Below are 23,491 nucleotides of genomic sequence, written 5' to 3' on the forward strand. Positions count from 1 at the left end.
CCGCCCCTGGGCCGGATCCGCCACCGCGGGTCCGGCCCATCTGCGTTCTCCGGCCGGTCCGGCCCTGGTTGACACCCCTGGTTCTGTTTTGCAGAATATGGCTCTGTTATCCAGAACTACTGAGCGAAGTGGAGTCAGATGAGCGACTTGCCCGAGGTCCTCGAGCACGTGCGGCGGGGGATGCTGCCGGCGCACATTTACAACGACGCGGAGATCTTCACCGCGGAGAAGGAGCGCCTCTTCGGCCGAGCCTGGATGTTCGTCGCCCACGAGTCCGAGATCCCTGACGTCGGCGACTACGTGGTTCGCCGGGTGATGGACAACTCGTTCATCGTCAGCCGCGCGCAGGACGGCACGATCCACGCCATGTTCAACATGTGCCTGCACCGCGGCATGCAGGTCTGTCGGGCCGAGCAGGGCAACGCCTCGCACTTCCGCTGCCCCTACCACGGCTGGTCCTACCGCAACGACGGCCGGATCGTCGGGCTGCCCTTCCACAAGGAGGCGTACGGCGGTGAGGAGGGGTTCGCCAAGAAGGGCGCCCGGCTGGTGCCCGCGCCCAACCTGGACTCGATCAACGGACTCGTCTTCGTCTCGATGGACCCTGACGCGATGCCGCTGCGGGACTACCTCGGTGACTTCGCCTTCTACCTCGACTACTACACCAGGCAGAGCGCGAGCGGCGTCGAGGTGCTCGGCCCCCAGCGGTGGCGGGTCAAGGCCAACTGGAAGATCGGCGCCGAGAACTTCGCCGGCGACATGTACCACACCCCCCAGACCCACACGAGCGTCGTGGAGATCGGCCTGTTCCGGGAGCCGAAGGCCGAGAAGCGCAAGGACGGGAACACCTACTGGGCCGGTCGCGGAGGCGGTACGACGTACAAGCTGCCCCCGGGGACCCTGGAGGAGCGGATCGCCTACGTGGGCTACCCCGCGGAGATGATCGAGCGGATGAAGCAGCAGTGGTCCGCCGAGCAGCTCGACGTCATCGGCAGGGACGGCTTCATGATCTCGGCGGCCTCGGTGTTCCCGAACCTGAGCCTGGTGCACAACTGGCCCAAGGTCGGTGACTCCGACGACGTGGTGCCGTTCATCTCGCTGCGGCAGTGGCAGCCGATCAGCGAGAACGAGACCGAGGTCGTGTCCTGGTTCGTCGTGGACAAGGAGGCGCCGGAGGAGTTCAAGAAGCTGTCCTACAAGGCCTACCTGATGTGCTTCGGCAGCACCGGCATGTTCGAGCAGGACGACGTGGAGAACTGGGTCTCGCTGACCAACACCGCGGCCGGCACGATGGCCCGCAACCTGCTGCTGAACGGCCGGATGGGGCTGCTCAAGGACGACACCCCCGTGGTGGCGCCGCTGAGCGCGGAGGAGTTCGCCGGGCCGGGTGTGGCCAGGGTCGGGTACGGCGAGTACAACCAGCGTGCGCTGCTGGCCGAGTGGGCCGACCACCTCGAGCGGCAGCCGGTGCCCAGTGCGCCGACGATCGTCGGGATGCCGGGCCAGGACGCCGCTGCGAAGGTGCCGGAGGCGTGCTTGTGACCACCCACATCCCGATCCGGTCGGACTCCTCGCCCCTGGGCCAGGACGCCTCGAGGACCGAGGCGGTCGGCGCCTCCCTGGCCTTCGACGACGCCCGCCACCTGCTGGCGCACCGCTGGCTGGTCGAGGAGGCCTACCTCCTGGACCACCAGGACTACGACCTCTGGCTCGACGTGCTGGCCGAGGACATCCACTACTTCATGCCGATCAAGGTGACCACCGCGCTGGGCACCGGCTACGACACGGCCAGGCGGATGGCGCACTTCGACGAGGACAAGTACTCCCTGAGCCGGCGGGTCGCGCGGTTCCAGACCGAGCACGCCTGGACCGAGGACCCGCCCTCGCGGATCCGGCACCACCTCTCCAACGTCCGCACCTTCGCCACCGACGTGCCGGACGAGCTGGTCGTCGAGTCGGCCGTGCTGCTGTTCCGCAGCCGTGGTGACGTCAACGAGCCCTCGTTGATCTCGGCCGGCCGCACCGACCTGCTCCGGCGTGAGGGCGACCGTTGGCTGCTGGCCCGCAGGCACATCGCGGTGGACGAGTCGGTGCTGCGCACCCAGAACCTGGCGATCTTCCTGTGAAGCTCTCCTGGGAGGGCGAGGCCGAGGACGCCGTCGCCGCTGCCCGGGCGGCCTCGGACCGGAGCAGCCTGGCCGAGCAGACCGAGGGCGAGCCGCTCACGATCGGCAACGAGTTCTCCACGGTGCGGGTCTCCAAGGTGCTCACGCGCAACGGGGCCCGGCTGCTGGTGGAGTCGACGAAGTCCGGGCAGTGGGTGACGCTCGACCCGCTCGAGATGGAGGCCCTCACCTGGCAGAACCCGACGACGCTGTCCGCGATGGTCGGGCACCCGTTCGCCCCGCTGCTCCCGGACGAGCCGGACGAGGCCGACGAGCCGGACGAGCCCGGGGAGCCCCGCGCGTGAGCGGCTGGCTGGAGGGCAAGCGCACGCTGGTCGTCGGGGGCGGCTCCGGGATCGGCCGCGGCGTGGTGTCCGCGTTCGCCGCCGAAGGCGCACGAGTCGCGGTGCTGGACGTCGACGCCGACAAGTGCGAGCGGCTGCGGGCCGAGACCGACGCGGTGGTCGTCCACGGCGACGCGACCACGGCCGCCGCGAACGACGCCGCCGTCGCGGCCGCGGTGGAGGCCTTCGGCGGGCTCGACGTGCTGGTCACCTGCGTGGGGATCTTCGACTTCTACCGGCCCCTGGCCGAGATCGACGCGGCGGACCTCGACGACGCGTTCGACGAGATGTTCGGCGTCAACGTGAAGTCACACCTGCACAGCGTCAAGGCGGCGATCCCGGCGCTGCGGGCCAGCGGTGGCAACGTGGTGCTGACCGAGTCGACCTCGGCGTACTACCCCGGCCGCGGTGGCACCCTCTACGTCGCCTCGAAGTTCGCGGTGCGCGGCCTGGTGACGACGCTCGGCCACGAGCTGGCCCCCGAGGTCCGGGTGAACGGGGTCGCGCCGGGAGGCACCCTGGCCACCGACCTGAAGGGGCTCAGCTCGCTGGGTCTCACCGAGCAGCGTCTCGACGGCCCGGACCGGGCCGCCGAGCTGGCGGCTCGCAACCCGCTCGGGGTCGCGCTCTCCGGCGACGACCACGCCTGGAGCTACGTGTTCCTGGCCTCCGACCGGGCGCGGGGGATCTCGGGACGGGTCGTCCACTCCGACGGCGGCATGGGGATCAAGGGATGAGAGAGGAAGTCCGATGGCACTGCTGAGGGCCGACCTGGACGCGTGCCAGGGATACGCGAACTGCGTCGTGGGCGCGGAGGACGTCTACGACCTCGACGACGACGGCACCGTCGTCCTGCTCCGGACGAGCATCGCCCCGGAGGAGGTCGCCAGGGTCGGAGCGGCTGCCCGCAGCTGTCCCGTCTCGGCGCTATGGCTGGAGGACGAGTGAGCCGGGCGGCGGCTTCCGGCGTACTGGTCGTCGGCGCCTCGGTCGCCGGGGTGGCCACCGCCCGCGAGCTCCGCGCCCAGGGGTACGCCGGGACGGTGCGCGTGCTCGACGCGCAGGCCGAGGTGCCCTACGACAAGCCCCCGCTCTCCAAGGCCCCGGTCGAGGACGACGCGCTCGTGCCGCTGATCACCCACGCGCAGGCCGAGGAGCTCGGGATCGAGCTCGTCCTCGGCCGTCGGGCCGCGGCGCTCGACGTGGCGACCTCCGAGGTCGTGCTGCAGGACGGCGACAGGCTCCGCTACGAGACGCTCGTGATCGCCACCGGGCTCACGCCGCGCCCCGCGCCCTGGGTGGACCCGCACGTCCACGTGCTGCGCACGGTCGAGGACGCACGCGCGCTCCGGGCCGACCTCCGCACCGCCGAGCACCTGCTGGTCGTCGGTGCCGGCTTCGTGGGGGCGGAGGTGGCCGCGCTGGCTCGCGGGCACGGCATCGCCGTGACGCTGGTGGACCCGGCCCCCATCCCGATGAGCCGCGTGGTCGGCGACGTGCTCGGCGAGCGGCTCGCCGCGCTGCACCGTCGTCACGGGGCCGACACCAGGTTCGGGACGGTCGTCACGGACTTGAGCCGGACCGGTCCTCGGCTGCGTGCCCGGCTCTCCGACGGCACGACGGTGGACACCGACGCGGTCCTGGTCGGGATCGGTTCCGAGCTCGACCTGGGGTGGCTGGAGGGCTCCGGTGCGGTCCTGGACGACGGGGTGCTGTGCGACGACTCCGGCCGGGTCCTCGGCTGTCCCGGGATCCACGCCGTGGGTGACGTCGCCCGCTGGCACCAGCCCCGCCTCGGCCGGGCCGAGCGCGTGGAGCACTGGACCAACGCCACCGAGCAGGCCGGGTGCGTCGCCCACAACATCGTCCGGCCCCAGGAGCCACGGTCGCTGGACCCGGTCGGCTTCGTCTGGAGCGACCAGTACGACTGGAGGATCCACCTCGCCGGCACCCGCGACCCGCGGCGTGCGCCCGAGGTGCTCGAGCAGGGCGACCCGTTCCGCCTGGCCGCGCTCTGGTCCGACGACGACGGCCACGTCACCGGCGGGATGACGGTGAACTGGCCCAAGGCCTCGGTCCGGCTGCGCGGTGCGGTGGCTGCCCAGAGCTCCGTGCAGACGCTCCTCGACCAGCTGGGCGGCGCGTCGGGCAGCCGGCCGGCCGGCCAGCCGGCCGGGACGGCGGTGTCGGCATGAGCGCGACGCTGGCACAGCTGCGCGAGGAGGTGGCCGAGGGCTGCCGGGTGCTCGCCGCGCGCGACCTGGCCCCCGGGATCCTCGGGCACATCAGCGTGCGGGTGGACGACGACCTGCTCCTGGTGCGCTGCCGCGGCCCCCGGGAACGCGGTCTGGCGTTCACCACTGCCGAGGACATCCGGCTGGTCGACCTCGACGGCAGGCCCGGAGCCGCAGGCGAGCTGGACGAGCACACCGTCCCCTTCGAGCTGCCGCTGCACACGGCCGTGCTCCGCCGGCGGCCCGACGTGACCTGCGTGGTGCACGCGCACCCGCGTGACGTGGTCGCCGCGGACCTGGCCGGGCTCTCGATCCGGCCCATCGTGGGGGCCTTCGACATCCCGGGGGCCAAGCTCGCGGCCGGCGGCGTCCCGGTCCACCCGCGCTCGGTGCTGGTGCACACCGCCGCCCTGGGGGACGCGCTCGCCGACTCCCTGGGGCAACGGCCGGTCGTGGTGATGCGCGGGCACGGGTTGACCTCGGTGGCCTCGTCGGTGCCCGAGGCGGTGCTCCAGGCCCTGTCGGTGGCGACGATCGCCTCGCTCTCGCTCCAGGTGGCCGCCGCGGGTGGGACACTGGAACCGATCGGCCCCGACGACCTGGCCGACCTCCCCGACGTGGGCAACGGGCTGAACCTCGGTGCCGCCTGGCGCCACGAGCTGGCGAGGATCGTTGCGCAGCAGGGCCCGGTCACTTAGCGTACGTTCGTTAGAAAGTGCTGATCCTGCGGCCCCTCGGCCCACGGACACAGAACACGCCTCGACCGCCCCTCGGGGCAGAGCGGACACCGATCTCCATGACTGCGCCATCCGATCCCGGCCCGGCGGCCGACGCCGACGTGGCCGAACCCGGCCCGGTCGACTGGCGAGACTGCCGCCCCGTCGAGCTGAGCCCGATCCTGCAGCACTCCAGCGAGGCGTTCTACGAGCACGGGTTCCACGGCACCACGGTGCGTGACATCGCCAACCGTGTCGGGGTCACCGTGCCGGCGCTCTACTACCACCACGAGAACAAGGAGGCGATCCTCGCGGCCGTGCTCGAGGCGGCGATCGGGGACCTGCTGCCCCGTGGTGAGGCGGCGATCGCCGAGGCCGGCGACGACGTGCTGCAACAGATGACGAACCTCGTCGAGAGCATCGTGCTGCACCTGACCGTGCGGGCCCGCCTCGCGGCGCTGGACTCGGAGTACCGCTACCTCAGCCCGGAGGCCCGGGCGACGTACGCCGACCTGCGCAAGCGCAACGAGCTGATGACCCTGGAGGTCATCGAACGCGGCCTCGACCAGGGTGTGTTCGCGGTGGCCGACCCGAAGGAGGCGAGCCGGGCGCTGCTCGGGATGCTCCAGGCGATCGCGCGCTGGTACGTGACCTCGGGTCCGCTGCCCCCGCAGGACGTCGCCGCCCGGTACGTCGACCTGAGTCTCGCCCTGCTCGGAGCACCGCGCCGCCTCGCCCGACCGTAGGTCCCTGCTCCGCATCCCGGCCGCCACCGGCCCTTCCTCACCACGCCCGACTGGAGGCACCATGAGCACCGCCAGCACTGCGGACCGCGGGTTCGTCCCCGGCAACATCGGCCACGGCGACCTGACCGTGACCCAGCTGCTGCGGCACGGGTCCACCTGGCACGGCGACCGGACGATCCGCACCGTCGGCGCCGACGAGTCCGCGATCAGCTTCGGTGACTTCGCCGGCCGGGCGGCTGCGCTCGCCCACGGGCTGCGCGAGCTCGGGGTCACCGAGGGAACCTGTGTCGGGTCGCTGCTCTGGAACACCCGGGAGCACCTGGAGGCCTACTACGCCGTGCCCGCCATGGGCGGCCTCCTGCACACGATCAACCCACGGCTCTCCGCCGAGCAGATCGCGTTCACGATCAACCATGCCGGCGACGAGGTGCTGCTGGTCGATGCCGCGTTCGTCGACCAGGTCGCGGCGATCGCCGACCGGACGCCGACGGTGCGGGCGGTCGTCGTGGTGGGGTCGGGGGAGCACGGCTCGCTGGCCGGACTCGCCGCGGAGTCGATCGGGTACGGCGCACTCGTCGACGCCCAGCCCACCGAGTTCGCCTGGCCGGTGCTCGACGAGCGTGCTGCGGCGACCCTGTGCTACACCACCGGCACCACCGGGGACCCCAAGGGCGTCGCCTACAGCCACCGGTCGATCTGGATCCACGCACTGTCGCTGTGCACGGCCAACGCGGTCGCCCTCAGCTCGCGGGACTGCGGCTACATCATCGTGCCGATGTACCACGCGAACGCCTGGGGCTACCCCTACGCGAACTTCTGGGCCGGCGGTGACCTGCTGCTGTGCAACAAGAGCGTCGACCCGGCGACGGTCGTCGAGGCCGTGCGCAAGTACCGGCCCACCTACTCCAACGGCGTGCCGACGGTGTGGAACGAGATCCTCAGCCACCTCGACGCCGACCCGGACCGCGACCTGGAGTCCCTGGACCGGGTGATCCTCGGCGGCGCCCCCATCCCGCAGACGCTCCGCTCGGGGCTCAGGGACCGCTACGGCGTGGAGGCGCTCCAGGGGTGGGGGATGACCGAGACGTCGCCGCTGGTGACCCTCAACCGGCCGCCACGGCCCGAGGAGGACCCGCACCCCGAGACCCGTGCGGGCATGCAGGGCCGGGTGCTGGCGGGCGTCGACATCCGGCTGGTGGAGCCGGACACCGGGACGGTGCTGCCCGCCGACGGCGAGACCGTCGGGGAGCTCGAGCTGCGCGGCCCCTGGATCGCCGACTCCTACTACCGCACCGATGCGCCGGAGAAGTTCCACGACGGCTGGCTGCGCACGGGCGACGTCGGCACCCTCGACCCGCTCGGTTACGTGAACCTCACCGACCGGGCCAAGGACGTGATCAAGTCCGGGGGCGAGTGGATCTCCTCGGTACACCTCGAGCTCGAGATCGCCAAGCATCCCGACGTCGCGCAGGCGGCCGTCATCGGCGTACCGGACGAACGCTGGGACGAGCGTCCGTGTGCCCTCGTCGTGCTGCGGCCCGGGGCCGCGGTCACCCTCGAGGAGCTCCGGACCGCCCTGCTCGAGGCCGTGCCGAAGTGGTGGATCCCCGAGCGCTGGGTGCTGCTCGACGCGCTGCCGCTGACCAGCGTCGGGAAGTTCGACAAGCGCGCCATGCGCACGCTCGTCGCCGACGCGAGCCTCGAGGTCCGCACCCTCTAGGGCACGCGGCCCGCCCTCCCGGGCCGGCCAGGACCCCCGCACCACCGCCACCGAACGGCTGCTCGAACCGCTGAGCAGCCGGTCCTCGTGTTCGGCAGAAGCAACTTCTGCACAGCGAACCAAGTGGTTCAGTCGACGCTCAGCAAATCGTTATATTCGGATGCCTAGCGAACGCTAAGAAGAACTTGACTTCCCACTTAGCGGATGTTCAACTTCCACCCGACCACGCTCGTGAGTCACATCACAGTTTGAAGGGACACCACCAGATGTTGCGAAAGACGATCCCGGCTGCGCTCGCCGCCGGCGCCCTCCTGACGCTGACCGCCTGCGGCAATTCCTCCTCCGGGAGCTCCGAGGCCAAGGACGGGGTCAAGATGGGTCCCGGCGTCTCCGCCAAGGAGATCAAGGTCGGCATCCTGACCGACTACTCCGGTCCGATCGCCGAGGCGGCCACGTCGGGTTCGCTCGGGCTCGAGGTCAAGCTCGAGGAGAAGAACGCCGAGGGCGGGATCTGCGGACGCAAGCTCGTCGCGGTCAAGGGCGACACCAAGTACGACGCGCAGCAGACCACCCAGGTCTACCGGGCCAACGCCAACGACGTCGTGATGCTCGGCCAGGTGATCGGCACCGCGTCGATCAACGCGGTCAAGGAGAACATCGCCCGCGACGACATGCCGACCCTGGCGGGCTCCCTGAACACCACGACGCTCTCCCTCGAGGACGTCTACGTCACGCTCCCGACCTTCGAGGTCGAGCTGATGAACGGTCTCGTCTGGGCCGCCGAGCAGGCCAAGGCCAGCGAGAGCAACCCGATCAAGGTCGGCATCGTCGCCAGCACCGATGACTTCGGCAAGGTCTACATGGACGCCGTCAAGTTCGCTGCCGAGGGCACCCCCGGCGTCGAGGTCGTCGCCACACCGACCTACGCACCCACCGACAAGGACTACACCGCCCAGGTCTCCGACCTGAAGAAGTCCGGCGCCACCGTCGTCGTGCTCGGCAACGGTGTGGGCGAGACCGCCGGCTTCGTCGGCACCGCCGCGCAGCTCGGCTTCAAGCCGACCTGGATCGCCGACTCCGGCGCCTGGTCCGCCGCACTGGCCGTCCCGCTCAAGGGCCTGCTCGACGACTTCTACGTCTCCGGCGGCTACGGCGGCCTCAGCGACGACGTCCCCGGGATCAAGGCCCTCGACGCAGCCATCGCGAAGTACGCGCCCAAGTCGAAGCCGAACAACTTCCAGGTCGCCGGCTGGATGATGGGCGACACCGTGATCGCCGCCCTGACCAAGGCGTGCGAGGACAAGGACCTGACCCGCGCCGGCGTCATCAAGGCGATGAAGGACCTCAAGGTCGACTACCAGGGCATCACCCCGCCCATCGACCTGGGCAACGGCAGCCAGATCGTGAGCTACAACTCGCGGATCAACAAGGTCGAGGCCGACGGCCAGCTGACCCCGATCACCGAGTTCGCCGCCGCTGACGTCTCCAAGGCGTGGGGCGAGAAGAACGGCTTCTGATTCCACTGTGCGGGGCGCGCGGTGAACCTGCCGTGCGCCCCGCACTGCTCAGTCCTTCGACTCACACGGGAGCAGACAGACAGATGACCCTCTTCTTGCAACTGACCTTCCAGGGGCTCGCCCTCGGGATGGTCCTCGGCCTGATCGCGCTCGGGTTCGTGATCATGATCAAGGGCTCGGGAACCTTCAACTTCGCCCACGGCGAGTTCGTTGCCCTGGGTGCCTACCTCGTGCTCGCGATGATGCCGCACATGCCGTACTGGCTGGCGTTCATCGTCGCGGTGGTGGCGACCGTCCTGCTGGCACTGGTCGTCGAGGCCGTCCTGCTCCGCAAGCTGATCGGGCACGGGGTCACCGTCGTGGTCCTGGCCACGCTCGGCATCGGTGTCATGGTGCACGCCCTGGTGCTGATGATCTGGGGCATCGGGTCGAAGGACTCCGCCGGCCCCGTCGGCGGCGGCACCACCACGATCGGCGGCGTCGTGCTCACCTGGAGCGGCATCGTCACCATCGTGAGCTCGCTGGCCGTGCTGGCCCTGCTCACCCTCTTCTTCCGGCGCACGCCCTACGGCCTGGCACTGCGCGCCACGGCCAGCCACCAGGAGGCCGCGCTCGCCCAGGGGATCAACGTGGGCAGGATGTTCGCGCTCTCCTTCGCGATCGCCGCGTCCCTGGCCGTCGTCGCCGGCATCTTCCTGGCCTCGTTCCCGAGGGTCGTCTCGCCCTCGATGGCGCACGTCGCCCTGGTCGCCATCCCGGCGATCGTGATCGGCGGGATGGACTCGCTGCTCGGCGCCGTCGTCGCCGGACTCCTCGTCGGGCTCATCCAGGTCCTCGGCTCGGGCTACCTCGCCGACTTCGGCGGAGGCAAGCTCCACGAGGTCCTGCCCTACATCTTGATGCTCGTCGTCCTGGCAGTCAGACCGTACGGGCTCTTCGGCAGCCGCGGCATCGAAAGGGTGTGACAGATGTCAGCCACGATCAATCCTGAACGCGTCGAGGGCGCTCCCGCCGCGGAGTCGCTCGCGGCGCTCCGCCCCCGGCGTCGTCCCTGGGGCCTGCTGGCCTGGGCCGTCGTGCTGCTGGTCGCCCCCCTGGTGATCGGCTCCGACAAGTGGATGGGCATCGGCGTCTTCGCGCTGATCGCCGCGATCAGCGCGGTCGGCCTGCAGGTGATCATGGGCTTCGCCGGCCAGATCTCGATGGGCCAGGCCGCCTTCATGGCGATCGGGGCCTACTCCGCAGCCTGGCTCGGGGTCGACCTCGAGCAGCCGTGGTGGATCTGGCTGCCGGCCTCCGCCCTGATCTCGGGCGTCTTCGGCGCGATCTTCGCACCGATCGCGGTCCGGATCCGCGGGCTCTACCTCGCGGTCGCCACCCTGGCGCTGGTGTTCATCGGCCTCTACGTCTGGGAGACCTGGACCAGCTTCACCGGCGGCGGCAGCGGCCGCACGGCCGCCGCGGTCGAGATCAACGGGCAGAACCTGCTCGACGGCTACTGGAGCGGTGACACCCAGGTGTTCACCCTGTTCCAGGCGTGGTGGTACTTCATCCTCGCCGTCCTGGCCGTCGTCGTACTGCTCACCTGGAACATCAAGCGCTCCCGCCTGGGCCGCGCCATGTTCGCCGTCCGGGACCGGGACATCGCCGCAGGGGTCGCCGGCATCCCGGTGACCAGCACCAAGGTGGTCGCCTTCGCGATCTCCTCGGCCTTCGCCGGTCTCTCCGGTGCGCTGCTGGCCGGGTACATGGGCTTCATCTCCTCCACCCAGTGGTCGCTGATGCTCTCCGTGGACATCATCTGCATGGTCGTCATCGGCGGCCTGGGCAGCATCTCCGGTGCGGTCCTCGGCGCCTTCTTCTTCAAGGCGATCCCCGAGGTCGTGAACTGGCTCGCGACCTTCGTCCCGGGCATCTCCCAGGACGCCAAGGTCGAGGGCGGCATCACCGCGCCGCTGCTGTCCCAGTTCGTCTACGGGCTGGTGATCGTGCTGGTGCTGATCTTCGAGCCGCGCGGCCTCAACCAGATGTTCCGCAGGGCGTTCGCCGCGGTCCGCGCACGTCGAGAAAGGGCGACCCAGTGAACCCGACACCCACCCCTTCCGCCGAGGCCCCGGCCCTGGCCGTCGAGGGTCTCAGCGTCCGGTACGGCGCTGCGAACACGTCGCTGACCGACGTGAGCCTGACCGTGCCGAAGGGCGAGATCGTCACGCTCCTCGGCCCCAACGGCGCCGGCAAGACCACGATGATGCGCGCGGTGTCCGGGCTGCTGGGAACGCACGGCGCGGTCGTCACGTCGGGCAGCGTCAGGCTGCTCGGCGAGGACGTCACGACCGAGAGCCCGTCCTCGCGGGTACGCCGCGGCCTGGCCCAGGCGCTGGAGGGCCGGCAGGTCTTCGGTGACCTGACCGTCGCGGAGAACCTGGCCTCCGGGGCCTACATACGCAGGTACAAGAAGGCCGAGGCGCACGAGGTGCGGGAACGGGTGCTGAGCCACTTCCCGGCCCTGCACGCCCTGCTGGACCGCAAGGCCGGCTACCTCTCCGGCGGCGAGCAGCAGATGCTCGCGATCGGGCGGGCGATGATGTCCCAGCCCTCGGTGCTGCTGCTGGACGAGCCGAGCCTCGGCCTGGCTCCCAAGATCGTCGAGAACGTCCGGGACGTGATCCTGGCGATCAACGCCGAGGGAGCCTCGATCCTGCTCGTCGAGCAGAACGCCGCGATGGCGCTCTCGATCGCACAGCACGGCTACATCCTCGAGCACGGTCGCGTGGTCAAGGAGGGTCTCGCAGCGGACCTCCGTGCCGACGACGAGATCATCTCGCTCTACCTGGGAGTGGCCCCCACTGGCACCGGACCTCGCGCCGAAGGAGCTGGCACACATGCCTGACCCGACCACCCACCACCAGCCCGACCTGCTCGAGGTCGAGGAGATCTCGCTCAGCTTCGCCGGGGTCAAGGCGATCGACGGCGTCAGCTTCTCGGTCCGCGAGGGCGAGCTGTTCTCGGTCATCGGCCCCAACGGGGCCGGCAAGTCGTCGCTGTTCAACTGCATCTCCGGGGTCTACCGGCCGCAGTCGGGCTCGGTGCGCTTCACCGGGGACGAGCTGCTCGGCCTCAAGCCGCACGTCGTGGCCCGCAAGGGGATCGCGCGCACGTTCCAGAACGTCGAGGTCTTCCCCGCGATGACGGTGGAGGAGAACCTGCTGCTCTCGCGGCACAACTTCATGCGCAGCGGCCCGATCGCCTGCATGGTCCGGGTCGGGCGCTCGCTGAAGGAGGAGCGTGAGGCGGCCGTCAAGGTCCGCGAGTACGCCGACCTGCTCAACATCGTGCACCTGCTCGACGAGCCGGTCGGCCCGTTGCCGCACGGCACCCAGAAGCGGATCGAGCTGGCGCGGGTGCTGGCGATGGAGCCGCGCCTGATCATGCTCGACGAGCCGGTGGCGGGGATGAACTTCGACGAGACCGCGGAGATGGCCGCAGCCATCCAGCAGGTGAACAAGGACCTCGGCGTCGCGATCCTGCTGGTCGAGCACGACATGCACATGGTGATGGGCATCTCCGACCGCATCTGCGCCCTCGACTTCGGCCAGCGGATCGCGCTGGGCACCCCGGCCGAGGTGGCTCGCGACGAGCGCGTCATCGCTGCCTACCTGGGGGGTGCCCTGTGAGCGCCGAGCCGTTGAAGGTCTGGGGGATCGCGGGCAGCCTGCGTGAGGGATCGGTGAACCGCAAGCTGCTGAGTGCCGCGAAGCAGCTGGCGCCGGCCGACATCGAGGTCCACATCACCGGGCTGCTCCCGGAGATCCCGTTGTTCAACGAGGACCTGCTCGTGGACTGCCCGGCGGGGGTCGAGGCGATGCGGGCGGAGGTCGCCGCGGCGGACGCGCTCCTGATCGTCACCCCGGAGTACAACGGGGGAGTGCCGGGCGTGCTGAAGAACGCGCTGGACTGGCTCTCCCTCCCCTTGGGTGGATCCGTGCTGCAGCGGATGCCGGTGGCCGTGATGGGTGCCTCGCCCGGCCGGCTGGGCACCGCGCGCAGCCAGCTAGACCTGCGCGCGACGTTCCTGTTCTCCCAGTCCCCGGTGGTGGCGGGGCCGGAGCTGATCCTGAGCTTCGCCGACGCGGCCTTCGACGAGGAGGGCCGGCTGACCGACGAGGTCGCCATCGACCGGCTCGCCTCCATCTTCGACGGGCTCAAGCGCTATGCCCGGATCAACCAGGCCCAGGAGGTCCTCGGATGAGCAGCACGATCGATCGCCAGTTCGTCAGCAGCGCCTCGCCCGGTGCCCCGCGCGCCGGCGCCGGTGGCCACCCCTGCCAGGGGCTGTACCACTCCCCGGCCGGGGAGCGCCCGAGGATCGCGGTCATCGCCACGCACTACCAGATCGACTTCTCCGAGCACTACCTCGCCGAGCTCCTCGCCGCGCGCGGCCTCGGCTTCCTCGGGTGGAACACCCGGTTCCGGGGCTACGAGTGGCTGTTCAACCTCGACCAGGCCCTGGTCGACATCGGGGTCGGCGTGCGCTGGCTCAAGGAGCAGGCCGGGGTCGACCAGGTGATCCTCCTGGGCAACTCCGGGGGCGGCTCGCTGATGGCGGCCTACCAGTCCCAGGCGGTGGAGCCGTGCATCCGCCCCGCCCGCGACATGGAGCCGGCGCCCGGCGTGGACGAGCTGATCGCCGGTGACGGCTACATCTCGATGGCCGCGCACCTGGGCCGTCCCGACGTGCTCACCGACTGGATGGACGCCTCGGTCCTCGACGAGCTCGACCCGCTCGCGACCGATCCCGACCTCGACCTGTTCAACCCTGAGAACGGACCGCCGTACTCCGAGGAGTTCGTCGCCCGCTACCGGGCCGCCCAGGTGGCCCGCAACCACCGGATCACCGCGTGGGCGAAGGACGAGCTCGACCGGGTCACCACCGCCGGCTACCACGACCGGTACTTCAGCGTGTCCCGGACCTGGGCCGACCCGCGCATGGTCGACCCGACCCTGGACCCGTCGAGCCGCAAGCCGGGCTGGTGCTACCGCGGCCCGACCGAGGAGGCCAACCGGGGCGAGCGCGGCATCGGTGGCCAGACCACGCTGCGCAACTGGCTGAACATGTGGAGCCTGGAGGAGTCCCAGACCCGCGCCGAGCCGCACCTGGCCAAGATCACCGTGCCCACGCTGGTGGTCAACCCCGAGGCCGACACCGGAGTCTTCCCCAGTGACGCAGAGCGGATCTTCGCCGCGATCGGGAGCACCGACAAGGAGCGGATCGACATGCCCGGGGACCACTACTTCGCCGAGCCCGCCCACGCCCGGGGCGACGTCGCCGACGTCGTCGCGCACTGGGTGAGCACGCGCTTCTCGGGGGGCGAGGGGTGACGGACGCGGACGCGCTCACGCGGGCTCGTCGCCAGCACTGGGTCAACCAGGTCGCCCGGCACGCGTTCGAGCGGCCGGACCGGTGCGCGGTGAAGTGCGCCGGGCGGGAGCTGAGCTGGGCCGAGCTGGAGGAGCGCGTGCTCGCGCTCTCGGGTGCGCTGGCTCGGCGTGGGGTGCGCGAGGGCGACCGGGTCGCGCTGCTTCTGGGCAACCGGCTGGAGTACATCGAGATCCTGATCGCGGTGAACCGGCTCGGGGCGGTGGCCGTCCCGCTGAACTTCCGGCTCAGCGCGGCCGAGATCGACTACATCCTGGGCGACAGCGGCTCGGCGCTGCTCTTCGTCGACGCCGGCACGGCAGCGGCGGGCGCGGCCGCCGCCGGTGACCGGCTGCCGGTGGTGGAGATCGTCGATGCCGGCGCGTCACCGCACGGCGTCGGCACGGCGTACGACGAGCTGCTGGCCGAGAGCGGGGAGCCGGCCCCCGAGCTGGACCTGCTCGAGGAGCTGCCGGCGCTGATCATGTACACCTCGGGGACCACCGGGCGGCCCAAGGGCGCGGTGCTCACCCACCACAACCTGGCCGCCCAGTGCGCGACCCTGCTCACCGCGTTCGCGTTCGAGATGCGCGACGAGGTCAACCTGTGCACCTCGCCGCTGTTCCACATCGGCGCGATCGGCGCCACCGCGCCGGCGATCATGATGGGCGCGACCTCGGTGATCCTGCCGACGGGGGCGTTCGACGGGGCCACCACCCTGGACCTGATCGAGCGCGAGCGGGTGACCTCGTGCTTCATGGTGCCGACCCAGTGGCAGGCGGTGTGCGAGGAGCAGGCGCGCGCGCCCAGGGACCTGTCCGCGCTGCGGGTGACCGGGTGGGGCGCGGCGCCGGCCAGCGACACGCTGCTGCGGGAGATGGGCCGGCTGTTCCCCGGGTCCTCGAACGTCGCCCTGTTCGGGCAGACCGAGATGTCGCCGGTGACCTGCGTGCTCGAGGGCAGGGACGCGCTGCGCAAGCTCGGGTCGATCGGGCGTCCCGCGCCCGGCGTCTGGGTGCGGATCGTGGACAAGGAGATGCGCGACGTCGCTCCGGGCGAGGTGGGCGAGATCGTCTACCGGGGGCCTGGCACGATGCTCGGCTACTGGAACAACCCGGAGGCGACGGCCGAGGCCTTCGCGGGCGGCTGGTTCCACTCCGGCGACCTGGTCCGGATGGACGAGGACGGCTTCCTCTACGTCGTGGACCGCGCCAAGGACATGATCATCTCCGGCGGGGAGAACATCTACTGCGCCGAGGTCGAGAACGTGCTGGCGGGACACCCCGACATCGCGGAGGTGGCCGTGATCGGCCGCAGCCACGAGGTCTGGGGCGAGACCCCGGTGGCCGTGGTCGCGCTGAAGGCCGGTGCGGACCCGCTGGACATCGAGGCGCTCCGGACCTGGGCCGGTGCCCAGCTGGCCCGCTACAAGCTCCCGACCGAGCTCGTGCTCCTGGACTCGCTGCCGCGCAACGCCTCCGGCAAGCTCGTGAAGGGCGTGCTGCGTGAGCGGCTCAGCGAGAGCTGAGCGGCTGCGTCGTACCCCCACGCCGGTCTCGGATCGTTACGCTGCGGTCGTGGCGAACGCGAACACCGACGACGAGCACGGCCCTCGGCCCCAGTACCCGATCGAGTCGGTCGACAACGCGCTGCGGATCCTGCGGCTCTTCGCCGAGCGACGCAGCATCCGGCTCACCGACGTCAGCGAGTACCTCGGGGTGGCGTCCTCCACGGCGCACCGGTTGCTGGCGATGCTGCAGTACCGCGGCTTCGTCAGGCAGGCCGAGGGGTCGCGCGCCTACGAGCCCGGCCCGGCACTGACCGGGATCGCGTTCGCGGTCCTGCGCCAGGCCGACGTGCGCGCCCGCGTGCACCCGTTCCTCGAGCAGCTCTCCTCCAGCCTGGGGGAGACCGTGCACCTGGGCCGGCTCGTCGGCAGCACCGTGACCTTCGTCGACGCGGTGGAGAGCACCCGCGCCGTGCGGGTCGGCTCCCGGCTCGGGATGACGATGCCGGCGCACTGCACCTCCTCGGGCAAGGCCCTGCTCACGATGCTCGACGACGAGGCGATCGTGGCGCTGTTCCCCTCCGAGCGGTTGCCGAAGCTCACGCCCCACTCGATCACCAAGCGCTCGGTGCTGCTGCGCCAGGTCGAGGAGGCCCGGCGTACCGGGGTCGCCGTCAGCATGGAGGAGAGCGAGGACGGCGTGGCGTCGGTCTCGGTGCCGCTCGGTGAGTACGCCGGCGCCCGCTACGCCCTGAACGTCGCGACCCCCACAGGGCGGATGACCGAGGTGACGCGCGCGGAGATCTCCGACGAGCTCACCCGCGCGGCCGGGAAGCTCGCCGCGTACTTCATCTGAGCCGGCGGCCCGGCCTACGGGCCCGGGCCGGGAAGCAGACGAGGCCCTGCCGATCCTCGCGGATCAGCAGGGCCTCGGTTCTGCCGGTGTCTGTCTCAGCTCAGCGCAGAGGTGAGCTGTCCTCGGTCGAAGTACTCCTCGATCCGGGTGATCTTCTCGTCCTCGACGTAGACCCGCAGGATCGCGGGCACGACTGCGAGCTTGCCGTTGCGGCCGGCACGGATCACGTGCTGGCGCAGGAACCCGCCGTCGACCTCGACGGTGCGGGCGTCGGCGTACTCGAAGCTCTCGTAGCGCTCGGGGATGCTCCCCAGCGTGGTGAGGTTCTCGGCCTTGGTCTGGTCGACGAGGTCGTAGTTGTGCCAGATGGTGGCGTCGTCGCGGTAGAGGTTGTCGACCGCCTCGATGTCACCGCCGGAGACCGCGGCGAAGAACCGGTCCGCGAACGCGAGCATCTCGCTCATGCAGGCACGGGGACGGATCCGGCGGGGACGCCGTCCTTGGTCATCGGGGCGTGGCGGACGTCCTCGGGGGTCAGGGCGCGGGTCCATGCGGCGAACTCGAGCAGGATGCCGTCGGGGTCGAAGAAGTACATCGAGCGGACGTAGACGCCGTCGTGCAGCTCCGCGGAGATGCCGCGCTCGCTCTCGTCGTGGTTGAGCACCGGACCGGTCTTGACGCCCTTGGCGTCGAGCTTGGCCTTGTACTCGTCGAACTTCTCCAGCGGCACCTTGAAGGAGACGTGGTTCATCGAGCCGTGCGCGGTGACGATGTCGCCGATGCCGGGCAGCTCGGCGGCCGAGGCGATGCCCGGGGCCCGCTTGGGCGCGCCGGGGAACCAGAAGAACGCGATGTACTCGTCGTGGCCCATGTCGAAGAAGAAGTGCTGGCCGCCGTTGCTCATGGCGATGGTCTTGGCGAGCTTCATGCCGAGGACGTTGGTGTAGAAGTCCACCGTTCGCTCCATGTCCTCGCAGACCAGCGCGAGGTGGCAGAGCCCACCGAGTTCGAATTCCGTGTTTGCCATGGGTCTCTCCTTGACGTGTGTGACGTGTGCAACCTCGCACCCTGGCGGTGACGATAGTCACAGGTGTTCGGCGCTGTCAATAGTTAGCGTCCGCTAAGTAGCCCTCGTGAGAACGGTCGGCCATCGATGCCCGATCGTGGATAACGTGTCGCCGTGGATCGAGTGCGGAGTGTGAAGGAGCAGGGCCTGGGGCCCCGGATGAAGGCTGCCCGGGTCTCTCGGCACCTCGGCCTGCGCGAGCTCGCCCACCAGGTCGGGATGAGTCCGTCGTCGTTGAGCGAGTTCGAGAACGGCAAGTCCACCCCGGGCGCACCGCGGCTCGAGGCGCTCTCCCGGGCGCTGGAGGTGCCGGTGACGGTGGCGACCCCGGACCCGCCCGCGCCGTGGTTCGAGCACTGGCGCGAGTTCGACCCGGTCGAGCTCGACCCGGTCACGGAGGCTGCCCTCGACATCTTCACCGAGCTCGGCTACCACGCCTCGACCATGCGGATGATCGCCGAGAGGTGCGGGCTCTCGGTCGCGGGCGTCTACCACCACGCCGAGAGCAAGCAGGAGCTGCTCAGCCGGATGCTCGCCCGGGGGATCCGCGAGCTCGCGGACCGGTGCGCCGCTGCCGCGGCCGACGGGGACACGCACGAAGGGCGCCTGGCCAACCTCACCGAGTGCGTCGTGCTGTTCCACCTGCACCGCCGGCGCTGGGCCGTCCTGGCCGCGACCGAGCTGCGCTCGCTCGGCGAGGAGGACAAGGCCAGGCTGATCGACTCGCGCCGACACGTCCGTCGGATGGTCCAGGGGGTGATCACCGAGGCGCGGGCCGGGGCGGTCGCGGAGACCTCCGCGGAGCTGACCGCCCGGGCGATCATCACCATGTGCGTCGCGATCGCCGACTGGTACGACGAGCGCCTGCACGGGCCTGCCGACGACCTCACCCGGCAGTACGTCGCCCTGGCCCTGTCGATGGCAGGCGTCCGACCGGTCGCGACCTGACCTGGCCCCGCCGGTGCTTTGCATCGTGACCGTTACCGGTTAAATTAGCGAACGCTCACTAGTGGAGAGGCGAACGCATGGGTGCGAACAACCGGGGGGTGGGGCGCTGATGCGCATCGTGGAGGTCCGTGAGGTCGCGGTGCCGCTGGGCGGCAACTTGGCCAATGCGGTGGTCAGCTTCGCGGGGCACACCGTCTCGCTGGTTGCGGTGGTCACCGACGTGGTCCGTGACGGCCGCCCGCTGACCGGGGTGGCGTTCAACTCGATCGGGCGGCATGCGCAGAGCGGGATCCTGCGTGACCGGATGATCCCGCGGCTGCTGGCGGCCGACCCGGACGAGCTGCTGGATCCGGTCTCCGGGATGCTCTCGCCGGCGGCGGTGCTCGCGGTGTGCCTGCAGGGCGAGAAGCCCGGGGGTCACGGTGACCGTGCCGCGGCGGCCAGTGTCCTGGAGCTGGCCTGCTGGGACCTGCTCGCGAAGGCGGCCGGGGAGCCGGCGTACGCGACGATCGCGCGGGCGCACGACCGCAAGCCCGAGCCGGACGGGGTCCCGGTCTATGCGGCCGGTGGCTACTACCAGCCCGGCAAGGGCACCGTGGCGCTGCGCGCGGAGCTTGCCGGCTACCGGGACACCGGGTTCGCGGCGACCAAGATCAAGATCGGCGGCGCCACGATCGGTGAGGACCTGGAGCGGGTCGAGGCGGCGATCGATGTGCTGGGTTCGGGTTCGGCGGTCGCGGTGGACGCGAACGGCCGGTTCGGCCTCGATGAGGCCGTGGCCTACGGGCGGGCCCTGGAGGGGTACGGGCTGCGGTGGTACGAGGAGGCCGGCGATCCGCTGGACTACGACCTCAACCGTCGGCTGGGCGAGGAGTACGGCGGTGCGTTGGCGACCGGGGAGAACCTGTTCTCGGTGCCGGACCTGCGGAACCTGCTGCTGTTCGGTGGGGTGCGCGCGGACCGCGACGTCTTCCAGATGGATGCCGGGCTCAGCTACGGCCTGACCGAGTACGTGCGGATGATCGAGCTGATGGAGGCCCACGGCATCGACCGCCGGGCCGCGTTCCCGCACGGCGGGCACCTGATCAACCTGCACATCGTGGTGGCGCTCGGCCTCGGTGGCTGCGAGGCCTACCCGGGTGTCTTCGAGCCGTTCGGTGGCTACAGTGCCGGCTGCCGGCTCGAGGACGGCCGGATCCGTCCCGCGGAGGACCCCGGTTTCGGGCTCGAGGCCAAGGCCGGGCTCGCCGAGCACATCACCGCACTGGTCGGCTGAGGAGCCAGGATGAGGATCGCCGTCGTCGGTTGTGGCGCCATGGGGTCGGTCTACGCCGCCCGGCTCGCGCTCGGTGGGCACGAGGTGCTCGCCGTGGACCGCTGGGCCGACCACGTCGCGGCGATGAACGCCGACGGGCTGCTGCTCTCGGGGCCCGACGGGGAGCGCCGGGTGCCGGTCTCGGCGCACACGAGCGTTCCCGAGGAGGTGGTGGACCTCGTCGTGCTGGCGGTCAAGGCCGCCGACGTCGGGTCGGCCGCGGCGCGGCTGGGCCCGCTCCTGGGTGAGGAGACCGTGGTCCTCACGATCCAGAACGGCCTGGGGTCCACCGACCTCGCCGAGGCCGCGGTCGGTGCCGAGCGGCTCGCGGTGGGGATCGCGGCCGGCTTCGGGGCCTCGATCCGGGGACCGGGCAGGGTGCACCACAACGCGATGAAGGCGATGCGCTTCGGGTCGGCGGGCTCGCTGGACCAGGGGAGGGTGGAGGCCGTCGCCGAGGCGTGGCGCGCCGGCGGGTTCGATGCCGCCGCGGTCTCCGACATCGCCGCGATGCAGTGGGAGAAGCTGATCTGCAACGTCGCCTACAGCGCCCCGTGCGCGCTGACCGGCCTGACCGTGGGTGAGGTGATGGACGACGAGCAGATGGGGCCGGTCAGCCGGGACGCGGCCGTCGAGGCGTGGGAGACCGCGCGGGCGCTGGGGGTGGGGGTCACGGTCACCGACCCGGTCAAGCACGTGCGTGACTTCGGGGCCCAGATGCCGGCCGCGAAGCCCTCGGCACTGCTGGACCACGAGGCAGGCCGCGTCAGCGAGATCGCGTTCATCAACGGCGCCGTACCCCGCGAGGCGGCGAAGGTCGACCGCACGGCACCGGTCAACGCCACGCTCACCGCCCTGGTCCGTCAGCGGGAGAGCACCTTCTCCTAGATCGCGGCCAGGCCCCCGTCGACCACCAGCGTGGTGCCGGTGACGTAGCTGGACCCGCTGCCGGCCAGGAAGAGCAGGGCGGCGTCGAGCTCGTGCTGCTCGCCGAACCGGCCGAGCAGGCTGTGCTCGGCGACCATCGTGCGCAGGGCGTCCTCGCCGTCGCTGGTCATCTCGCTGGCGAAGTACCCCGGGCACAGCGCGTTGACCCGGATCCCGCGTCGCGCCGACCACTGCTGGGCCAGGTCGCGGGTCAGCCCGATCACGCCGGCCTTGCTCGCGGCGTACGGCGCCTGCGGGAACCGGGATCCAACGAGCCCGTGCACGCTGGCGATGTTGACGATCGAGGAGCCGCGCGGCATCTGCGGGGCGCACGCGCGGGCCATCCAGTAGGCGCCGTTGAGGTTCACCTCGATCACCTGGCGAAACACCTCCTCGCGCTCGTGCAGCGCCGCCCCGGAGGCGCCGATCCCGGCGTTGTTCACGAGCACGTCGACGCGACCGTAGGCCGTCACCGCGGCTTCGACGAGCGCCCGGCAGTCGTCGGGCTCGGTCACGTCGGTGGTCCTGACCAGCACCTCCGCGCCGTCGACCCGCAGCTTCTCCGCGACCTCCTCGAGCCGGTCGGTGCGGCGGGCCCCCAGGACGAGCGTCCCGCCGACCGCGGCGACCGCCTTGGCGAAGCCGACGCCGAGCCCCGAGCTGGCTCCGGTGATCACCACGACCTTGTCGTCGAGGCGGAACGAGTCGAGGGGGGAGATGGTCGTCATGGCGCTCCAGTACGTGGTCGTGGGCCGTGCCGTCGGCGTCGCGGCCTGCTACCTTAGCGAACGCTAAATCAAATGCAATGAAAGGTGGGATCGCGTGCACACCTCCGGGCGCACCGCAGTCATCGTCGACGTCGTTCGCACCCCCTCGGGGCGCGGCAAGCCGGGCGGCTCGCTCAGCGGGGTGCACCCGGTCGAGCTGCTCGCGACCGTGCTCGGTGCCCTGGCCGAGCGCAACCAGCTCGACCCGGAGCTCGTCGACGACGTGATCGCCGGCTGCGTGATGCAGGTGGGCCAGCAGGCGGTCAACATCGCCCGCCAGGGCGTGCTCGCCGCGGGCTGGCCCGAGTCGGTGCCGGGGACCACCGTCGACCGGCAGTGCGGCTCCAGCCAGCAGGCCGTGCACTTCGCCGCGCAGGGCGTGATCGCCGGTGCCTACGACATCGTGGTCGCGGCGGGCGTCGAGTCGATGAGCCGGGTGCCGATGGGCAGCTCGACGCTGGACCAGGACGCCTACGGTCCCTCCGTCGCGCAGCGCTATCCCGAGGGCCTGGTCAACCAGGGCGTGTGCGCCGAGCTGGTCTCCGAGAAGTGGGGCCTGGGCAGGGACGAGCTCGACGAGTACGCCGCCCGCTCGCACCGCCTCGCCGCCGAGACCGCGGCGGCCGGTGGCTTCGACCGCGAGATCGTCCCGGTCCGGGTGGGCGACGACCTGGTGCGGCTCGACGAGACCATCCGCATCGGCACCACCGCCGCAGGCCTCGCGGGGCTGCGGCCCGCCTTCGCGGTCCCCGAGATGCAGGAGCGCTTCCCGCAGCTGGAGTGGCGGATCACCCCCGGCAACTCCTCGCCGCTGACCGACGGTGCGTCGGCGTCGCTGATCATGGCCGAGGAGGTCGCGCTGCGCCTCGGCCTGACGCCGCGTGCCCGGTTCCACAGCTTCGCGGTGGCCGGCGACGACCCGCGGCTGATGCTCACCGCGCCGATCCCCGCCACCGCGAAGGTGCTCGCCCGGGCCGGCCTGGGCATCGAGGACCTCGACGCCTACGAGGTCAACGAGGCCTTCGCGCCGGTGCCGCTGGCCTGGGCCGCCGAGGTGGGTGCGGACCCGGAGAGGCTCAACCCTCGCGGGGGTGCGATCGCGCTGGGCCACGCCCTGGGCGCGTCCGGGACGCGGCTGCTGGCCACGATGCTGGGCCACCTCGAGGCGACCGGCGGCCGCTACGGGCTGCAGACCATGTGCGAGGCCGGCGGCCTCGCCAATGCCATGATCATCGAGCGGCTCTGAC

25 protein-coding genes are annotated in these 23,491 nt (G+C 71.0%); 22 read left to right on the forward strand and 3 right to left on the reverse strand.

Annotated elements, in window-relative coordinates:
• The first annotated feature begins 138 nt into the window (after window positions 1–138).
• From AC4BGB_RS15695 to AC4BGB_RS15780, 18 genes are all read left to right on the forward strand, one after another.
• Window positions 139–1,542 (forward strand): aromatic ring-hydroxylating oxygenase subunit alpha, encoded by a 1,404-nt coding sequence (locus AC4BGB_RS15695; protein ID WP_490547809.1) that lies wholly within the window; start codon window positions 139–141, stop codon window positions 1,540–1,542.
• Window positions 1,539–2,126, forward strand: coding sequence for a 3-phenylpropionate/cinnamic acid dioxygenase subunit beta (locus AC4BGB_RS15700; protein WP_490547810.1), 588 nt, complete (start codon window positions 1,539–1,541; stop codon window positions 2,124–2,126). Before AC4BGB_RS15695 ends, AC4BGB_RS15700 begins: the two co-directional genes overlap by 4 nt.
• Window positions 2,123–2,470: a hypothetical protein gene (locus AC4BGB_RS15705; RefSeq protein ID WP_490547811.1), complete on the forward strand. Its 348-nt coding sequence runs from the start codon at window positions 2,123–2,125 to the stop codon at window positions 2,468–2,470. The genes AC4BGB_RS15700 and AC4BGB_RS15705 overlap by 4 nt, the downstream gene beginning before the upstream one ends.
• Window positions 2,467–3,246 carry a 3-(cis-5,6-dihydroxycyclohexa-1,3-dien-1-yl)propanoate dehydrogenase gene (hcaB, locus tag AC4BGB_RS15710; protein WP_490547812.1) on the forward strand — a complete coding sequence of 260 codons (780 nt, stop codon included), beginning with the start codon at window positions 2,467–2,469 and terminating at the stop codon, window positions 3,244–3,246. The genes AC4BGB_RS15705 and hcaB overlap by 4 nt, the downstream gene beginning before the upstream one ends.
• Window positions 3,247–3,259: 13 nt before the next feature.
• On the forward strand, window positions 3,260–3,457 hold the full coding sequence (locus AC4BGB_RS15715; RefSeq protein ID WP_490547813.1) for a ferredoxin: 198 nt from the start codon (window positions 3,260–3,262) through the stop codon (window positions 3,455–3,457).
• Window positions 3,454–4,704, forward strand: a complete 1,251-nt coding sequence (locus AC4BGB_RS15720) for an NAD(P)/FAD-dependent oxidoreductase (RefSeq protein WP_490547814.1) — start codon at window positions 3,454–3,456, stop codon at window positions 4,702–4,704. Before AC4BGB_RS15715 ends, AC4BGB_RS15720 begins: the two co-directional genes overlap by 4 nt.
• Window positions 4,701–5,441, forward strand: coding sequence for a 3,4-dihydroxyphthalate decarboxylase (gene phtC, locus AC4BGB_RS15725; RefSeq protein WP_490547815.1), 741 nt, complete (start codon window positions 4,701–4,703; stop codon window positions 5,439–5,441). The genes AC4BGB_RS15720 and phtC overlap by 4 nt, the downstream gene beginning before the upstream one ends.
• Before the next feature lie 98 nt (window positions 5,442–5,539).
• On the forward strand, window positions 5,540–6,205 hold the full coding sequence (locus AC4BGB_RS15730) for a TetR/AcrR family transcriptional regulator (protein WP_490547816.1): 666 nt from the start codon (window positions 5,540–5,542) through the stop codon (window positions 6,203–6,205).
• Between the two features lie 61 nt (window positions 6,206–6,266).
• Window positions 6,267–7,925 carry a long-chain fatty acid--CoA ligase gene (locus AC4BGB_RS15735; protein WP_490547817.1) on the forward strand — a complete coding sequence of 553 codons (1,659 nt, stop codon included), beginning with the start codon at window positions 6,267–6,269 and terminating at the stop codon, window positions 7,923–7,925.
• Between the two features lie 266 nt (window positions 7,926–8,191).
• The gene (locus AC4BGB_RS15740) at window positions 8,192–9,442 is read left to right on the forward strand and encodes an ABC transporter substrate-binding protein (RefSeq protein WP_490547818.1); all 1,251 of its coding nucleotides are present in this window, start codon (window positions 8,192–8,194) and stop codon (window positions 9,440–9,442) included.
• 83 nt (window positions 9,443–9,525) lie between these two features.
• Complete coding sequence (locus AC4BGB_RS15745) at window positions 9,526–10,407, forward strand: branched-chain amino acid ABC transporter permease (protein WP_490547819.1); 882 nt, start codon at window positions 9,526–9,528, stop codon at window positions 10,405–10,407.
• Between the two features lie 3 nt (window positions 10,408–10,410).
• The gene (locus AC4BGB_RS15750) at window positions 10,411–11,526 is read left to right on the forward strand and encodes a branched-chain amino acid ABC transporter permease (RefSeq protein WP_490547820.1); all 1,116 of its coding nucleotides are present in this window, start codon (window positions 10,411–10,413) and stop codon (window positions 11,524–11,526) included.
• Window positions 11,523–12,332: an ABC transporter ATP-binding protein gene (locus tag AC4BGB_RS15755; protein ID WP_490547821.1), complete on the forward strand. Its 810-nt coding sequence runs from the start codon at window positions 11,523–11,525 to the stop codon at window positions 12,330–12,332. Before AC4BGB_RS15750 ends, AC4BGB_RS15755 begins: the two co-directional genes overlap by 4 nt.
• On the forward strand, window positions 12,325–13,116 hold the full coding sequence (locus AC4BGB_RS15760) for an ABC transporter ATP-binding protein (protein WP_490547823.1): 792 nt from the start codon (window positions 12,325–12,327) through the stop codon (window positions 13,114–13,116). Before AC4BGB_RS15755 ends, AC4BGB_RS15760 begins: the two co-directional genes overlap by 8 nt.
• On the forward strand, window positions 13,113–13,691 hold the full coding sequence (locus tag AC4BGB_RS15765; RefSeq protein ID WP_490547824.1) for an NADPH-dependent FMN reductase: 579 nt from the start codon (window positions 13,113–13,115) through the stop codon (window positions 13,689–13,691). The genes AC4BGB_RS15760 and AC4BGB_RS15765 overlap by 4 nt, the downstream gene beginning before the upstream one ends.
• Window positions 13,688–14,821: an alpha/beta hydrolase family protein gene (locus AC4BGB_RS15770; protein ID WP_490547825.1), complete on the forward strand. Its 1,134-nt coding sequence runs from the start codon at window positions 13,688–13,690 to the stop codon at window positions 14,819–14,821. Before AC4BGB_RS15765 ends, AC4BGB_RS15770 begins: the two co-directional genes overlap by 4 nt.
• Window positions 14,818–16,386 carry a long-chain-fatty-acid--CoA ligase gene (locus tag AC4BGB_RS15775; protein ID WP_490547826.1) on the forward strand — a complete coding sequence of 523 codons (1,569 nt, stop codon included), beginning with the start codon at window positions 14,818–14,820 and terminating at the stop codon, window positions 16,384–16,386. Before AC4BGB_RS15770 ends, AC4BGB_RS15775 begins: the two co-directional genes overlap by 4 nt.
• Before the next feature lie 49 nt (window positions 16,387–16,435).
• Window positions 16,436–17,221 (forward strand): IclR family transcriptional regulator, encoded by a 786-nt coding sequence (locus AC4BGB_RS15780; RefSeq protein ID WP_490547827.1) that lies wholly within the window; start codon window positions 16,436–16,438, stop codon window positions 17,219–17,221.
• A 95-nt stretch (window positions 17,222–17,316) separates the two neighbouring features.
• Here the strand turns inward: AC4BGB_RS15780 and AC4BGB_RS15785 are convergent, their stop codons facing one another.
• Both AC4BGB_RS15785 and AC4BGB_RS15790 read right to left on the reverse strand, forming a co-directional pair.
• Entirely contained in the window at window positions 17,317–17,685 is a 369-nt protein-coding gene (locus tag AC4BGB_RS15785; protein WP_490547828.1) for a nuclear transport factor 2 family protein, read from the reverse strand.
• Window positions 17,682–18,248 carry a VOC family protein gene (locus tag AC4BGB_RS15790; RefSeq protein ID WP_490547830.1) on the reverse strand — a complete coding sequence of 189 codons (567 nt, stop codon included), beginning with the start codon at window positions 18,246–18,248 and terminating at the stop codon, window positions 17,682–17,684. The genes AC4BGB_RS15785 and AC4BGB_RS15790 overlap by 4 nt, the downstream gene beginning before the upstream one ends.
• 153 nt (window positions 18,249–18,401) lie before the next feature.
• Here AC4BGB_RS15790 and AC4BGB_RS15795 point away from each other — a divergent pair, with 153 nt between their 5' ends.
• The 3 genes from AC4BGB_RS15795 (at window position 18,402) to AC4BGB_RS15805 (ending at window position 21,438) form a co-directional block, all read left to right on the forward strand.
• Window positions 18,402–19,235 carry a TetR-type transcription factor C-terminal domain-containing protein gene (locus AC4BGB_RS15795; protein ID WP_490547831.1) on the forward strand — a complete coding sequence of 278 codons (834 nt, stop codon included), beginning with the start codon at window positions 18,402–18,404 and terminating at the stop codon, window positions 19,233–19,235.
• 109 nt (window positions 19,236–19,344) lie between these two features.
• Complete coding sequence (locus tag AC4BGB_RS15800) at window positions 19,345–20,511, forward strand: enolase C-terminal domain-like protein (protein ID WP_490547832.1); 1,167 nt, start codon at window positions 19,345–19,347, stop codon at window positions 20,509–20,511.
• Between the two features lie 9 nt (window positions 20,512–20,520).
• Entirely contained in the window at window positions 20,521–21,438 is a 918-nt protein-coding gene (locus tag AC4BGB_RS15805; protein WP_490547833.1) for a ketopantoate reductase family protein, read from the forward strand.
• Here the strand turns inward: AC4BGB_RS15805 and AC4BGB_RS15810 are convergent.
• Window positions 21,435–22,205, reverse strand: coding sequence for an SDR family NAD(P)-dependent oxidoreductase (locus AC4BGB_RS15810; protein WP_490547834.1), 771 nt, complete (start codon window positions 22,203–22,205; stop codon window positions 21,435–21,437). The two genes, AC4BGB_RS15805 and AC4BGB_RS15810, sit on opposite strands and share 4 nt — an antisense overlap.
• Before the next feature lie 94 nt (window positions 22,206–22,299).
• Here AC4BGB_RS15810 and AC4BGB_RS15815 point away from each other — a divergent pair, with 94 nt between their 5' ends.
• A complete protein-coding gene (locus tag AC4BGB_RS15815; RefSeq protein WP_490547835.1) occupies window positions 22,300–23,490 on the forward strand; it encodes a thiolase family protein in 1,191 nt (396 codons plus the stop codon).
• Window position 23,491 lies beyond the last annotated feature (1 nt).

The organism is Nocardioides sp. Z30_9 (assembly GCF_058215735.1).

Coding starts and splice junctions, on each gene's coding strand:
- AC4BGB_RS15740 (WP_490547818.1), top strand. CDS start 8,192: ATGTTGCGAAAGACGATCCCGGCTGCGCTCGCCGCCGGCGCCCTCCTG.
- phtC (WP_490547815.1), top strand. CDS start 4,701: ATGAGCGCGACGCTGGCACAGCTGCGCGAGGAGGTGGCCGAGGGCTGC.
- AC4BGB_RS15760 (WP_490547823.1), top strand. CDS start 12,325: ATGCCTGACCCGACCACCCACCACCAGCCCGACCTGCTCGAGGTCGAG.
- AC4BGB_RS15770 (WP_490547825.1), top strand. CDS start 13,688: ATGAGCAGCACGATCGATCGCCAGTTCGTCAGCAGCGCCTCGCCCGGT.
- AC4BGB_RS15800 (WP_490547832.1), top strand. CDS start 19,345: ATGCGCATCGTGGAGGTCCGTGAGGTCGCGGTGCCGCTGGGCGGCAAC.
- AC4BGB_RS15785 (WP_490547828.1), bottom strand. CDS start 17,685: ATGAGCGAGATGCTCGCGTTCGCGGACCGGTTCTTCGCCGCGGTCTCC.
- AC4BGB_RS15750 (WP_490547820.1), top strand. CDS start 10,411: ATGTCAGCCACGATCAATCCTGAACGCGTCGAGGGCGCTCCCGCCGCG.
- AC4BGB_RS15695 (WP_490547809.1), top strand. CDS start 139: ATGAGCGACTTGCCCGAGGTCCTCGAGCACGTGCGGCGGGGGATGCTG.
- AC4BGB_RS15730 (WP_490547816.1), top strand. CDS start 5,540: ATGACTGCGCCATCCGATCCCGGCCCGGCGGCCGACGCCGACGTGGCC.
- AC4BGB_RS15790 (WP_490547830.1), bottom strand. CDS start 18,248: ATGGCAAACACGGAATTCGAACTCGGTGGGCTCTGCCACCTCGCGCTG.
- AC4BGB_RS15715 (WP_490547813.1), top strand. CDS start 3,260: ATGGCACTGCTGAGGGCCGACCTGGACGCGTGCCAGGGATACGCGAAC.
- AC4BGB_RS15810 (WP_490547834.1), bottom strand. CDS start 22,205: ATGACGACCATCTCCCCCCTCGACTCGTTCCGCCTCGACGACAAGGTC.
- AC4BGB_RS15745 (WP_490547819.1), top strand. CDS start 9,526: ATGACCCTCTTCTTGCAACTGACCTTCCAGGGGCTCGCCCTCGGGATG.
- AC4BGB_RS15805 (WP_490547833.1), top strand. CDS start 20,521: ATGAGGATCGCCGTCGTCGGTTGTGGCGCCATGGGGTCGGTCTACGCC.
- AC4BGB_RS15735 (WP_490547817.1), top strand. CDS start 6,267: ATGAGCACCGCCAGCACTGCGGACCGCGGGTTCGTCCCCGGCAACATC.